General features: G+C 69.0%; 10 protein-coding genes, 2 rRNA genes and 1 pseudogene. 2 read left to right on the top strand and 11 right to left on the bottom strand.

Annotation, left to right across the window (positions count from 1 at the left end):
- Positions 1 to 10: 10 nt before the first annotated feature.
- The 3 genes from OHT74_RS29360 to OHT74_RS29350 are packed head-to-tail and all read right to left on the bottom strand — an operon-like array spanning position 11 to position 2,104.
- On the bottom strand, positions 11 to 955 hold the full coding sequence (locus tag OHT74_RS29360; RefSeq protein ID WP_266668372.1) for an NAD kinase: 945 nt from the start codon (positions 953 to 955) through the stop codon (positions 11 to 13).
- The gene (locus OHT74_RS29355) at positions 952 to 1,767 is read right to left on the bottom strand and encodes a TlyA family RNA methyltransferase (RefSeq protein WP_328621845.1); all 816 of its coding nucleotides are present in this window, start codon (positions 1,765 to 1,767) and stop codon (positions 952 to 954) included. Before OHT74_RS29355 ends, OHT74_RS29360 begins: the two co-directional genes overlap by 4 nt.
- Before the next feature lie 7 nt (positions 1,768 to 1,774).
- Entirely contained in the window at positions 1,775 to 2,104 is a 330-nt protein-coding gene (locus OHT74_RS29350) for a hypothetical protein (protein WP_328621844.1), read from the bottom strand.
- A gap of 65 nt (positions 2,105 to 2,169) precedes the next feature.
- Here OHT74_RS29350 and OHT74_RS29345 point away from each other — a divergent pair, with 65 nt between their 5' ends.
- Positions 2,170 to 2,517: an SCP2 sterol-binding domain-containing protein gene (locus OHT74_RS29345; protein WP_267000124.1), complete on the top strand. Its 348-nt coding sequence runs from the start codon at positions 2,170 to 2,172 to the stop codon at positions 2,515 to 2,517.
- Here the strand turns inward: OHT74_RS29345 and OHT74_RS29340 are convergent.
- From OHT74_RS29340 to OHT74_RS29325, 4 genes are all read right to left on the bottom strand, one after another.
- Positions 2,501 to 3,328 carry an ABC transporter ATP-binding protein gene (locus OHT74_RS29340; RefSeq protein ID WP_266668365.1) on the bottom strand — a complete coding sequence of 276 codons (828 nt, stop codon included), beginning with the start codon at positions 3,326 to 3,328 and terminating at the stop codon, positions 2,501 to 2,503. The genes OHT74_RS29345 and OHT74_RS29340 overlap by 17 nt on opposite strands.
- A gap of 17 nt (positions 3,329 to 3,345) precedes the next feature.
- Entirely contained in the window at positions 3,346 to 4,335 is a 990-nt protein-coding gene (locus tag OHT74_RS29335) for a FecCD family ABC transporter permease (protein WP_266673163.1), read from the bottom strand.
- A gap of 68 nt (positions 4,336 to 4,403) precedes the next feature.
- Positions 4,404 to 5,450 carry a FecCD family ABC transporter permease gene (locus OHT74_RS29330; protein ID WP_328621843.1) on the bottom strand — a complete coding sequence of 349 codons (1,047 nt, stop codon included), beginning with the start codon at positions 5,448 to 5,450 and terminating at the stop codon, positions 4,404 to 4,406.
- Positions 5,451 to 5,492: 42 nt separating this feature from the next.
- Positions 5,493 to 6,533, bottom strand: coding sequence for an HAD hydrolase-like protein (locus tag OHT74_RS29325; RefSeq protein WP_328621842.1), 1,041 nt, complete (start codon positions 6,531 to 6,533; stop codon positions 5,493 to 5,495).
- Positions 6,534 to 6,641: 108 nt separating this feature from the next.
- On the opposite strand from OHT74_RS29325, the gene OHT74_RS29320 reads away from it, so the two are divergent.
- A complete protein-coding gene (locus OHT74_RS29320) occupies positions 6,642 to 7,913 on the top strand; it encodes a DUF1015 domain-containing protein (protein ID WP_266668361.1) in 1,272 nt (423 codons plus the stop codon).
- A 69-nt stretch (positions 7,914 to 7,982) separates the two neighbouring features.
- Here OHT74_RS29320 and OHT74_RS29315 read toward each other — a convergent pair whose 3' ends face one another.
- From OHT74_RS29315 to OHT74_RS29300, 4 genes and pseudogenes are all read right to left on the bottom strand, one after another.
- Positions 7,983 to 8,840: a tetratricopeptide repeat protein gene (locus tag OHT74_RS29315; RefSeq protein ID WP_328623417.1), complete on the bottom strand. Its 858-nt coding sequence runs from the start codon at positions 8,838 to 8,840 to the stop codon at positions 7,983 to 7,985.
- Between the two features lie 792 nt (positions 8,841 to 9,632).
- Positions 9,633 to 10,433 (bottom strand): annotated as a pseudogene (locus tag OHT74_RS42175) (tetratricopeptide repeat protein); the annotation flags it as partial.
- Positions 10,434 to 10,575: 142 nt separating this feature from the next.
- Positions 10,576 to 10,692, bottom strand: a 5S ribosomal RNA gene (rrf, locus tag OHT74_RS29305).
- Positions 10,693 to 10,798: 106 nt separating this feature from the next.
- Positions 10,799 to 13,922 (bottom strand): 23S ribosomal RNA (locus OHT74_RS29300).
- Between the last annotated feature and the right edge of the window lie 142 nt (positions 13,923 to 14,064).

The following is a 14,064-nucleotide window of genomic DNA, read 5'->3' as shown; positions in this document are numbered from 1 at the left end:
TGGGCAGCTCCTAGTGGGGCGCCCCACGCCAGCCCGACACCGGCAGCGCGAACTTCGCGACCAGCCGGTCCGTGAACGAAGCGTGGTGCAGCCGGGCGAGCCGCACCGGCACCGCCCCCCGCCGGACCTCCACCCGGGCCCCGGCCGGCAGCTCCAGCATCCGGCGGCCGTCGCACCACAGCACCCCGTGCGGAACCCCCTGCTGCACCTCCACCGCCAGCACCGAGTCCGGCGAGGTCACCAGCGGCTTCGCGAACAGCGCGTGGGCGCTGATCGGCACCATCAGCAGCGCCTCCACCTCCGGCCAGACCACCGGCCCGCCCGCGGAGAAGGCGTACGCCGTCGAACCCGTCGGCGTCGCGCAGACGATCCCGTCACAGCCGAAGCCGGACACCGGGCGCCCGTCGATCTCCAGGACCACCTCCAGCATCCGCTCGGGGGACACCTTCTGGACCGCAGCCTCGTTCAGCGCCCAGTCCCGGTGGACGACGTCGCCGTTCGTCCGTACGAGCACGTCGAGCGTCATCCGCTCCTCGACCTCGTACGCACGCGTCACGACCCGGTCCACGACCTTGTCCAGGTCGTCCCGCTCGGCCTCCGCGAGGAAGCCCACCCGGCCCAGGTTCACGCCCAGCATCGGCACCCCGGAGCCGCGCGCGAACTCCGCGCCGCGCAGCAGCGTCCCGTCGCCGCCCAGCACGATCAGCAGCTCACAGCCCTCGAGCACCGCGGGGGTGCATTCGGAGACCAGCTCCACTTCGGGCGGCAGCGGCAGGTCTCTCGCCTCGTACTCCACGACCCGTACGCCCAGCCCGCTCTTCAGCAGGCCCTGCACGACCAGCTCGGCGCTGCGGATGGCCGCCGGCCGCCCCGTGTGCGCGAGCAGGAAGACGGTCCGTCCCGCCGTCGAACCAACCGTCTCCGATGTACCCGGTGTATCCGCTGAATCAGTCACTGCGGCCCCTCCGCCACTGCACGGTCAACATCCGCCGGGTCGAGTGCCGGTGCCCCCGCCCGCAGCCACAGAAAGTACTCGACGTTCCCCGACGGACCCGGCAGCGGACTCGCGGTCACCCCGAGAACGCCGAGCCCCAGCTTCGCCGCCTGGGCCGCCACCTCGCGCACGGCCTCCGCCCGCAGCTCCGGGCTGCGCACGACGCCGCCGCTGCCGAGCCGGTCCTTGCCGACCTCGAACTGCGGTTTGACCATCAGCACCAGGTCCGCGTCCGGGGCGCAGCAGCGCACCAGCGCCGGAAGCACCAGGCCGATGGAGATGAAGGACAGGTCGCCGACGACGAGGTCGACGGGGAGCCCGTCGAGCTGCTCGACCGTCAGCTCGCGGACGTTCGTACGGTCCTTGACGGTGACGCGGTCGTCGCTCTGCAGCGACCAGGCGAGCTGCCCGTAGCCGACGTCGACGGCCATGACGTGGGCCACGCCCGAGCGCAGGAGCACGTCGGTGAAGCCACCGGTGGAGGCGCCGGCGTCCAGCGCCCGGCGGCCCTCGACGGCCAGCCCCTGCGGCTGGAAGGCCGCCAGGGCGCCGGCCAGCTTGTGGCCGCCCCGGGAGACGTAGTCGGGGTCGCTGTCGTCCTTGAGGACCACCAGGGCCGCGCTGGTCTCGACCTGGGTGGCCGCCTTGGTCGCGGTGGCGCCGCCGACGGTCACCCGGCCCGCGGCGATCAGCTGGGCGGCGTGCTCGCGCGAGCGGGCCATGCTGCGGCGTACCAGTTCGGCGTCCAGGCGGCGGCGTGCCACTCCTGCCACGTTCGGTTCAGCTCCTGTTTTCGTACGGTCCGGGGACGGGCGGTGCGTCCAGCGCGGTCAGCGCGTCGCGCAACGCCCTGTGCACATCCTCGTACACCGCGACGTGTCCGTCCGCCGTGAGGTGATCGGCGTCGGCCAGCCGCTCCAGGTGCGCGTCCACCCCGGCGTGGCCGGTGGGCGTGCGGACGAGGCCGAGGGGCTCGGGCCCGGCGGGCCCGAGCGCAGGCTCGGGAGCCGTTTCCCCGGATACGCCGGGCGCATCGGATGCACCCGTTCCATCCGGAACATCCGATACGTCCCGTACGCTCGCCACCGCGTCGGCCAAGTCGTCGGTCATGCCCCGACGCTACCCCGAAGCACCCGGGCGGCCGCGCACGGCTCTGCGGTACGGTCGAGATCACGATGGCTACGATCGATGAGTGCCGAGTCGCACTCGACCAACTCTCCGGCAACCTCGCACAGGCCGACGGCAACGTGCGCGGCGCTGCCGCGCTGGACCGCTCCCTGAGCTGCCACATCACCGACCTGGACCAGACCTTCACCGGCCGCCTCGACGGCGGCCGGATCCGGGTGGACGCGGTCTCCCCCGGCCCGCCCGCCGCCAAGGCCGAGATCCGGCTTGCGATGACCGGCGACGACCTGGTCGCGATGGTCGCGGGCGAACTGAAGTTCGCCAAGGCCTGGGCCTCCGGACGAGTCCGCCTGGAAGCCGGCTTCCGCGACCTGCTCCGCCTCAAGAACCTGCTGTAGTACCCGTCAACCGCGTGGCCAGTGGCTTCGGCTTGCGTGCAGCCGGGATCACCAGCGGCGTGCCCGTCTCCGGGTCGTCGATGATCTGGCAGCGCAGCCCGAAGACCTCCTCCACCAGCTCCGCCGTGACCACCTCGGCCGGCGGCCCCTCCGCGACGACCTTGCCGCCCCGCATCGCGATCAGGTGCGTGGCGTACCGGGCCGCATGGTTCAGATCGTGCAGCACCGCCACCAGCGTCCGCCCCTGCGTCTCGTGCAGCTCCGCGCACAGGTCCAGCACGTCGATCTGGTGCTGGATGTCCAGGTACGTGGTCGGCTCGTCGAGCAGCAGCAGCGGCGTCTGCTGCGCCAGCGCCATCGCGATCCACACGCGCTGCCGCTGCCCGCCCGACAGCTCGTCCACCGACCGGTCCGCGAGCTCGGCGACCCCGGTCGAGGCCATCGACTCCAGGACGATCCGCTCGTCCTGCGGCGACCACTGCCGCAGCAGCCCCTGGTGCGGGTACCGGCCCCGCGAGACCAGGTCGGCGACGGTGATCCCGTCCGGTGCGATCGAGGACTGCGGCAGCAGGCCCAGCGTCTTGGCGACCTTCTTGGCCGGCATCGACCCGATGGCCTGCCCGTCCAGCAGCACCTGCCCGGCGGACGGCTTGAGCATCCGCGACAGGGCCCGCAGCAGCGTGGACTTGCCGCAGGCGTTGGGGCCGACGATCACCGTGAAGGAGTGGTCGGGGATCTCCACCGACAGGTTCTCGGCGATGACCCGCTGCTCGTAGCCGAGGGTCACGTTCTGCGCGGTCAGCCGCTGCACTTGGTCACTCCTGAGGTTCATATACGTCCTGCCTTGCGCTCGGTGACGAGCAGCCAGAGCAGATAGACACCGCCGACCAGCCCGGTCACCACACCCACCGGCAGCTGGTCGGCGCCGAAGGCGCGCTGCGAGGCCCAGTCGGACACGAGCAGCAGGACGGAGCCCATCAGCGCGCCGGTGAGCAGGTTCGACCCGGGCGAGCGGGTCAGGCGCCGGGCCAGCTGAGGCGCGGCCAGGGCGACGAACGAGATGGGCCCGGCGGCCGCGGCGGCCGCGGTGGTCAGCAGGACCGCCGCCAGCATCAGCAGCATCCGCGTACGTTCCACCCGTACCCCGAGCGCGTACGCGGCGTCGTCGCCCATCTCCATCATCCGCAGGGCCCGGCCCTGCCCGAGGACCAGCGGGAACAGCACCGCGCAGGTCCCCAGCAGGGGCCAGACCTGGCTCCAGTCCCGGCCTGCGAGCGAGCCGGTCAGCCAGACCATCGCGCGGGTGGCCTCGACGAGCTGGGCCTTGGTCAGCAGGTAGTTGATGACGGCTACGAGCATCGCGGAGGTGCCGATGCCGACCAGCACCAGCCGGTAGCCGTGGATGCCGCGCTTGTACGACAGCAGGTAGACGAGGACGCCGGTGAGCAGCCCGCCCACCAGCGCGCCCGCCGCCACGGCAGTCGCGTCGCCCTTGAACAGGACGATCACGGTGAGCGCGCCGACCGCCGAGCCGTAGCTGAAGCCGAGCAGGTCCGGGGAGCCGAGCGGGTTGCGGGAGACGGACTGGAAGACCGAGCCGGCCATGCCGAGGGCGGCACCGACCAGCAGGGCGACCAGCACCCGCGGCAGCCGCAGGTCGTTGACGATGAAGTCGTGCGCCGGCGTGCCGTTGCCCAGCAGGGTCTGTACGACGTCCCACGGCGCGATCTCGAAGTCGCCGGTGCCGATGAGCACGACGCCCATCGCCAGCGCGGCCACGGTGAGCAGCAGCCCGACCGCCAGCGCACGCGGCTCCATCCGCAGGGACAGCCCTCCGGGGCCGCGCAGGGGACGGGATCCGGGCTTGTCCGCCCGAAGGTCGACGGTCACAGCTGGGCCATCCTCTTGCGCCGGACGAGGTAGATGAAGACGGGTCCGCCGATCAGCGCGGTGACGATGCCGACCTGGAGCTCGGCGGGCCGGGTGACGACCCGGCCGACGACGTCCGCGCCCAGCAGCAGTACCGGCGAGAGGACCGCCGAGTAGGCGAGCACCCACCGCATGTCGGGCCCGGTGATGATCCGCACCAGGTGCGGGACCATCAGCCCGATGAAGACGATCGGCCCGCAGGCGGCGGTCGCCGCCCCGCACAGCAGCGTGATGGCCACCATGGCGCCGATCCGGGTCCGCGTCAGGTGGGCACCGAGGGCCCGCGCGGTGTCGTCGCCCATGGCCATCGCGTTCAGCGGCCGCCCCAGCGACAGCGCGATCACCGCGCCCACCAGCAGGAAGGGGGCGACCTGGCGGACGGTGTCCATGTTCGCGGAGGCCAGCGAGCCCACGGTCCAGAAGCGCAGCTTGTCCAGCGCCTTGCTGTCCATCAGCTGCACGGCGTTGATGTAGCCGACCAGGGCCGCGCTGGCCGCCGTACCGGCGAGCGCGAGGCGCACCGGCGTCGCGCTGCGGCTGCCGCCGAGCACGTAGACCACGACGGAGACGACGGCGGCGCCGAGGAAGGCCCACCACACGAACTCGCTGAGCGATGAGGCCCCGAGGAAGGTGATCGCCGAGACCACGGCGGCCGCGGCGCCCGCGTTGACGCCGAGGATGCCCGGCTCGGCCAGCGGATTGCGGGTCAGCGCCTGCATCACCGCACCGGACAGGCCGAGCCCGAGCCCGACCATCAGCCCGAGGAGGGTCCGCGGGACCCGCAGATCGCGCACCACCACGTCGGAGGGCGTCCCCGCGTAGTGGAACAGGCCGTGCCAGACCTGGTCGAGGGGCATCTGCTTGGCGCCCACGGCGATGCTCGCCACCGCGATCAACGCCAGCACCGCAAGGGCGCCGAGCAGACCGGCGGCGCGAGCCGCATGCCGCGGGCGGATGGCGGCGACCGGCGCCGCGCTCTGTTCAGGGGGACTCTCGACCAACACGGAGGTTAGGTTAGCCTACCCTGCACCCGATCTCCGATCTGCCTACAGCCCGATCCGGGCCAGCGCCTTCCCCGCGTCCAGCGCGCACGAGCCGTCCCCCGCCTGCGTCCAGGCCGCCGCGCACAGCGCCCGCAACCCGTCGACGGAACCGTCCGGATCGCCCTCGCCCCGCAGCTCCAGTACGCCCGCCGCCGCCACCGCGGTCCAGCCCCCGCAGCGGAAGCCCGCCCCGGCCGCCACGACCTCCGGCTGGCCCGCCAGCAGCCCGCGCAGATCCCGGTCCACGTACGTCGGCCGGTGCCGCGGCTCGGCCCGCAGCAGCTGCGCCGCGTCCGTCACCCCGGTCAGCACCAGCAGCGAGTCCACCTCCCCGTTGAAGGCCCCCTCGATGTCCGTGTCCAGCCGGTCCCCGACCACCAGCGGCTGCTCCGCCCCGGTCCGCAGCACCGTCTCCCGGTGCATCGGGGGCAGCGGCTTCCCCGCCACCTGCGGCTCCGCGCCCGTGGCGATCCGCACGACCTCCACCGCGGCCCCGTTCCCGGGCCCGATCCCGCGCGCCCCCGGAATCGTCAGATCGGTGTTCGACGCGTACCACGGCACCCCGCGGTGGATCGCGTACGAGGCCTCCGCGAACCGCGACCACGGCAGATCCGGGCCCCCGTACCCCTGGACGACCGCCGCGAGGCCCTCCTCGTCGGCGGACTCCACCGGCACCAGCCCCCGCTCGCGCAGCGCAACCCGCAGCCCCTCGCCACCGATCACCAGCACCTTCGACCCCGGCTCCACCTGCTCCGAGATCAGCCGGGCCACGGCCTGCGCCGAGGTGATCACCTCGCCGGCCTCGGTCGGGATCCCCAGCTCGCCCAGGTGCTCGGCCACCGCATCGGGAGTGCGCAGCGCGTTGTTCGTGACGTACGCGAGGTGCATCCCGCCGGCCCGGGCCGCGGCGAGGGACTCCGCCGCGTACGCGATGGCCTCGCCGCCCGCGTACACGACGCCGTCCAGGTCCAGCAGGGCCGTGTCGTACGCCTGGTGCAGGCTGCGTTCGCTGCCCGCCGGACTCGTCCTGCTCTGCCGGGTCATCCTGTCGGCTCCCTGTGGGTTCGGTCCTCGATCGACCTCGTTGCATTTGCGCCGAGGTCTTCCTCACCCGATCATCCCGCATCGCGAGACGCGTCTTACCATGCACCAATGACCACATCTGGTACCGCGGACGACGGGCTGCGCCTGATCCCCTTCCATGGACTGCGCTACGTCCCGGAGCGTGTCGGCAGCCTGGCCGCCGTCACCTCACCGCCGTACGACGTGGTCGTACGCCCCGACGGCGTCGACCACCTCGAGTCCGCCGACCCGCACAACATCGTCCGCCTGATCCTTCCGCAGGCCGACACCCCTGCCGCGCGCAACGAACAGGCCGCGCGCACCCTGCACGACTGGCTCGCCAAGGGCATCCTCAGCACCGACCCCGAGCCGGCGCTCTACGTCTACGAGCAGCGCAAGGGCGGCCTGCTCCAGCGCGGCGTCATCGGCGCCCTCGCGCTCACGCAGCCCGACGCGGGCATCGTGCTCCCGCACGAGGACGTCATGCCGGACGTGGTCACCGACCGGGCCGGCCTGATGCGTGCTGCGTCGGCCAATCTCGAGCCCCTCCTCCTCACCTACCGCGGCGACGATCCCGCGGCCGGGGCGGCGGAGGTCGTCGAGCGGACCGCCGGGGGCCCGCCCCTGCTGGCCACCACCACCGAGGACGGCTTCCGCCACCGGCTCTGGGCCATCACCGACCCCGCCGACCTGGCCACCGTCACCGCCGACCTGGGCCACCGCCAGGCCCTCATCGCCGACGGACACCACCGCTGGGCGACGTACCTGCGCCTCCAGGAGGAGCACCAGTCCCCCACCGCATGGGACTTCGGCCTGGTCCTCCTCGTCGACACGGCCCGCTACCCCCTCCAGGTCCGCGCCATCCACCGGATGCTGCGCCGTCTCCCGCTCGCGGACGCCCTGGCCGCCGTCGAGGGCCGCTTCCGGGTCCGCCCGGTCGAGGGCCCGCTGCCGCTCGCGCTGGAGGCCCTCGCCGACGCCGCGGAGCGGGGCAACGCCTTCCTCCTGACCGGCGACGGGACCTTCCACCTGGTCACCGACCCGGACCTGGACCTCCTCGAGCGCACCGTACGCCGCGACCGCCCCGAGGCCTGGCGCCGGCTGGACGCGACCGTCCTGCACGCGACGCTGCTCGACGCCCTGTGGCAGATCCCCGACACCCCGGACCAGATCACGTACATCCACGACGCGGCGGCCACCGTCGCCATGGCCGAGCGCCACGGCGGCACCGCGGTCCTGCTGCACCCCGTACGGGAGGAAGTCGTCCGGGACCTGGCCCGCCAGGGCGTGACGATGCCCCGCAAGTCCACCTCCTTCGGCCCGAAGCCGGCCACCGGCCTGGTGCTGCGCAGCCTGGACTGACCGCGGACGCGAAAAAGGGCGGTACCCCCGGAGGGGTACCGCCCTTTCTCAATCGAGCCGATTCAGCGCTCAGCCCTTGTCGCGGGCCTGGTCCTGCTCGTCGTCCCGGTCCTCGTCCTCGACGACGACGATCTCGTCGGTGACGTCGACGTCGGCGTCGGCCTCGGGCCGCTCGAGGGGCTCGTACTCCTCGTCGTCCTCGTCGTAGTACTCGGCCTGGTCGGACGCGCGCTCGGCAGCAGCCACCTCGGCGTCGTCCTGCTCGTCGTCCTCGTCGTCCTCGTCGACGATCTCGTCCGGCTCATCGCCGACGAGCGCGTCGACGAACTCGACCCCGTCCAGCTCGGCGAGCCGGTCGGAGGCGTCCATCGAGCCGTCCTTGTCCGCCTCGACCGTCTTGGCGAACCACTCGCGCGCCTCGTCCTCACGGCCGGCCGCCAGCAGGGCGTCGGCGTAGGCGTAGCGCAGACGCGCGGTCCACGGCTGGATGGAGTGGGAGGCCAGCTCCGGGCTCTGCAGGGTCACGATGGCGGCTTCGAGCTGCCCCATGTCCCGCCGCGCACCGGCGGCGACCAGGCGCATCTCGACCTGGCCGGCCTTGTCCAGCTTCTGCACCTCGGGCTCGCCGGCCATGGCCAGCGCGCGCTCGGGGCGGCCGAGACCGCGCTCGCAGTCGGCCATGACGGGCCACAGCTCGACGGATCCGGTCATGCGCTTGGCGGCGCGGAACTCCGCGAGCGCCTCGCTGTACTTCTGCGTGGCGTACGCGGCGAAACCGGCGGCCTCGCGCACGGCGGCGACACGGGAGGCCAGGCGCAGGGCGATGCGCGAGTACGCGTACGCCTGCTCCGGGTCCTCGTCGATCAGCCGGGCGACCATGACGAGGTTCTTGGAAACCTCTTCGGCCAGGCCCTTGGGCAGGCTCAGGAGCTCCTGGCGGACATCGGCGTCGATCTCGAGACCGGTGACGTCCTCGTCGATCGGAAGCCGCTTGACCGGGTCCCGGTCGCGGTCCGCACGGTAGTCGCGGTCGCCGCCGCGGTCGTCACGGCCGCCACGGTAGCCACCGCGGTCGCCACCACGGTCATCGCGGCCGCGGAACCCGCCACGGTCGCCACCGCGGTCGTCACGGCGCGGGTACGACGGACGGTCGCCGCCACGGTCGTCACGACCACCGCGGAAACCACCGCGGTCGTCATCGCGACGCGGGTACGAGGGACGCCCACCGCGGTCGTCATCACGACGCGGGTAGGACGGACGATCGCCACCGCGGTCGTCACGGCGGAAGCCGCCGCCACCACCGGCGGGACGCTCGCCACGGTCGTCACGACGGGGGTACGACGGACGGTCGCCACCGCGGTCATCACGGCGCGGGTACGACGGACGGTCGCCGCCACGGTCGTCACGACCACCGCGGAAACCACCACGGTCGTCATCACGACGCGGGTACGAGGGACGCTCGCCGCGGTCGTCACGGCGGAAGCCGCCGCCACCACCGGCGGGACGCTCGCCACGGTCGTCACGGCGCGGGTACGACGGACGGTCGCCACCGCGGTCGTCACGGCGCGGGTAGGACGGACGGTCGCCGCCACGGTCGTCACGACCGCCACGGAACCCACCACGGTCGTCATCACGACGCGGGTAGGACGGGCGGTCGCCACCGCGGTCGTCGCGACGGAAGCCGCCGCCACCACCGGCGGGACGCTCGCCACGGTCGTCACGGCGCGGGTACGACGGGCGGTCGCCGCCACGGTCGTCGCGACGCGGGTAGGACGGACGGTCCTCGCGGGCGCGGAAACCGCCGCCGGTCGGACGGTCGCCCCGGTCGTCACGGCGGAAGCCGCCGCCACCACCGGCGGGACGCTCGCCACGGTCATCGCGGCGCGGGTACGACGGACGGTCGCCGCCACGGTCGTCACGGCGGAAACCGCCGCCACCACCGGCGCCACCGGTCGGCCGGCCGCCGCGGTCGTCATCGCGACGCGGGTACGAGGGACGCCCACCGCGGTCGTCATCACGACGCGGGAAGCTCGGACGATCGCCACCGCGGTCGTCACGGCGGAAGCCGCCGCCGCCACCGGCGGGACGCTCGCCACGGTCGTCACGGCGCGGGTACGACGGGCGGTCGCCGCCACGGTCGTCACGGCGGAAACCGCCGCCACCACCGGCGCCACCGGTCGGCCGGCCACCGCGGTCGTCATCGCGACGCGGGTACGAGGGACGCCCACCACGGTCGTCATCACGACGCGGGTAGGACGGGCGGTCGCCACCGCGGTCGTCGCGACGGAAACCGCCGCCACCACCGCCACCGGCGGGACGTCCACCGCGGTCGTCACGGCGGAAGCCGCCGCCACCGCCGCCACCGCTGGCGCCACCGGTCGGCCGGCCACCGCGGTCGTCGCGGCGGAAGCCACCACGGTCACCGCCACGGTCGTCACGGCCCCCGCGGTAGCCGCCCCTGTCACCGCCGTCGTTGCGACGAGGCTCGCGCTCCGGACGATCGTCGGGAGAGTTGGACATGGGTGTGACTCCTGTCTTCGGGGTACCGCTAGTCATTCTCGCGCAACCAACCCATGGCCGCGCTTCGGCGTAAAGAGGTGAAAAACAAAAAAGGACCCTTGGTCCAGCGTTGAACGCTGGACCAAGGGTCCTTTGAAAGATTGTTCGGCGGCGTCCTACTCTCCCACAGGGTCCCCCCTGCAGTACCATCGGCGCTGAAAGGCTTAGCTTCCGGGTTCGGAATGTAACCGGGCGTTTCCCTAACGCTATGACCACCGAAACCCTATCGGTTTCGAGCGAACAAGCACACTTTGTAGTTGTGTTCCAGCTCTAGAAACCAGCAACTGTTCGTTGCTTCAGAACTAACACAGTGGACGCGAGCAACTGAGGACAAGCCCTCGGCCTATTAGTACCAGTCAGCTCCACCCGTTACCGGGCTTCCACATCTGGCCTATCAACCCAGTCGTCTACTGGGAGCCTTACCCTCTCAAGGAGGTGGGAATACTCATCTTGAAGCAGGCTTCCCGCTTAGATGCTTTCAGCGGTTATCCCTCCCGAACGTAGCCAACCAGCCATGCCCTTGGCAGGACAACTGGCACACCAGAGGTTCGTCCGTCCCGGTCCTCTCGTACTAGGGACAGCCCTTCTCAATATTCCTACGCGCACAGCGGATAGGGACCGAACTGTCTCACGACGTTCTAAACCCAGCTCGCGTACCGCTTTAATGGGCGAACAGCCCAACCCTTGGGACCGACTCCAGCCCCAGGATGCGACGAGCCGACATCGAGGTGCCAAACCATCCCGTCGATATGGACTCTTGGGGAAGATCAGCCTGTTATCCCCGGGGTACCTTTTATCCGTTGAGCGACGGCGCTTCCACAAGCCACCGCCGGATCACTAGTCCCGACTTTCGTCCCTGCTCGACCCGTCGGTCTCACAGTCAAGCTCCCTTGTGCACTTACACTCAACACCTGATTGCCAACCAGGCTGAGGGAACCTTTGGGCGCCTCCGTTACTCTTTGGGAGGCAACCGCCCCAGTTAAACTACCCATCAGACACTGTCCCTGATCCGGATCACGGACCGAGGTTAGACATCCAGCACGACCAGAGTGGTATTTCAACGGCGACTCCACCCCAACTGGCGTTGGGGTTTCAAAGTCTCCCACCTATCCTACACAAGCCGAACCGAACACCAATATCAAACTATAGTAAAGGTCCCGGGGTCTTTCCGTCCTGCTGCGCGAAACGAGCATCTTTACTCGTAGTGCAATTTCACCGGGCCTATGGTTGAGACAGTCGAGAAGTCGTTACGCCATTCGTGCAGGTCGGAACTTACCCGACAAGGAATTTCGCTACCTTAGGATGGTTATAGTTACCACCGCCGTTTACTGGCGCTTAAGTTCTCAGCTTCGCACGCCCGAAAGCGCACTAACCGGTCCCCTTAACGTTCCAGCACCGGGCAGGCGTCAGTCCGTATACATCGCCTTACGGCTTCGCACGGACCTGTGTTTTTAGTAAACAGTCGCTTCTCGCTGGTCTCTGCGGCCACCCCCAGCTCACGGAGTAAATCCGATCACCAGTGATGGCCCCCCTTCTCCCGAAGTTACGGGGGCATTTTGCCGAGTTCCTTAACCATAGTTCACCCGAACGCCTCGGTATTCTCTACCTGACCACCTGAGTCGGTTTAGGGTACGGGCCGCCATGAAACTCGCTAGAGGCTTTTCTCGACAGCATAGGATCATCCACTTCACCACAATCGGCTCGGCATCAGGTCTCAGCCTTATATGAGGGACGGATTTGCCTACCCCTCGGCCTACACCCTTACCCCGGGACTACCACCGCCCGGGCTGGACTACCTTCCTGCGTCACCCCATCGCTTACCTACTACAAGTCTGGTTCGTCGGCTCCACCACTTTCCTTTCCCCGAAGGGTCCGGAACGGCTTCACGGACTTAGCATCGCCTGATTCGATATTGGGCGTTTCAAAGCGGGTACCGGAATATCAACCGGTTGTCCATCGACTACGCCTGTCGGCCTCGCCTTAGGTCCCGACTTACCCTGGGCAGATCAGCTTGACCCAGGAACCCTTAGTCAATCGGCGCACACGTTTCTCACGTGTGTATCGCTACTCATGCCTGCATTCTCACTCGTGAACCGTCCACAACTAGCTTCCGCTGCTGCTTCACCCGGCACACGACGCTCCCCTACCCATCACAGCGGGCGTTGGCCCTATTGCTGCAATGACACGACTTCGGCGGTACGCTTGAGCCCCGCTACATTGTCGGCGCGGAATCACTTGACCAGTGAGCTATTACGCACTCTTTCAAGGGTGGCTGCTTCTAAGCCAACCTCCTGGTTGTCTCTGCGACTCCACATCCTTTCCCACTTAGCGTACGCTTAGGGGCCTTAGTCGATGCTCTGGGCTGTTTCCCTCTCGACCATGGAGCTTATCCCCCACAGTCTCACTGCCGTGCTCTCACTTACCGGCATTCGGAGTTTGGCTAAGGTCAGTAACCCGGTAGGGCCCATCGCCTATCCAGTGCTCTACCTCCGGCAAGAAACACACGACGCTGCACCTAAATGCATTTCGGGGAGAACCAGCTATCACGGAGTTTGATTGGCCTTTCACCCCTAACCACAGGTCATCCCCCAGGTTTTCAACCCTGGTGGGTTCGGTCCTCCACGAAGTCTTACCTCCGCTTCAACCTGCCCATGGCTAGATCACTCCGCTTCGGGTCTAGAGCGTGCAACTCAATCGCCCTATTCGGACTCGCTTTCGCTACGGCTTCCCCACACGGGTTAACCTCGCTACACACCGCTAACTCGCAGGCTCATTCTTCAAAAGGCACGCAGTCACGACCGTCATTCCGAAGAATAACGGCGACGCTCCCACGGCTTGTAGGCACACGGTTTCAGGTACTATTTCACTCCGCTCCCGCGGTACTTTTCACCATTCCCTCACGGTACTATCCGCTATCGGTCACCAGGGAATATTTAGGCTTAGCGGGTGGTCCCGCCAGATTCACACGGGATTTCTCGGGCCCCGTGCTACTTGGGAGATGAGCAAGCAAGCCGCTGATGTTTCGTCTACGGGGGTCTTACCCTCTACGCCGGACCTTTCGCATGTCCTTCGACTACATCAACGGTTTCTGACTCGCCGACCGGCCGGCAGACCGATCAAGCTCATTCCCACAACCCCGCATGCGCAACCCCTGCCGGGTATCACACGCATACGGTTTGGCCTCATCCGGTTTCGCTCGCCACTACTCCCGGAATCACGGTTGTTTTCTCTTCCTGAGGGTACTGAGATGTTTCACTTCCCCTCGTTCCCTCCACACTGCCTATGTGTTCAGCAGTGGGTGACAGCCCATGACGACTGCCGGGTTTCCCCATTCGGACACCCCCGGATCAAAGCTCAGTTGGCAGCTCCCCGGGGCCTATCGCGGCCTCTCACGTCCTTCATCGGTTCCTGGTGCCAAGGCATCCACCGTGCGCCCTTAAAAACTTGGCCACAGATGCTCGCGTCCACTGTGTAGTTCTCAAACAACGACCAGCCACCCATCACCCTGCCCTCACAAGGAGAACAAGTTCACTGGGGCCGGCACTGAAGACATGACCTCACGGCCGTACCTTCAGGACCCAACAACGTGCCA

Source organism: Streptomyces sp. NBC_00354, assembly GCF_036106915.1.
Taxonomy (GTDB): Bacteria; Actinomycetota; Actinomycetes; order Streptomycetales; family Streptomycetaceae; genus Streptomyces.
The sequence above is the reverse complement of the archived record's forward strand: the minus strand, read 5'-3'. Positions and strand labels throughout refer to the sequence as shown.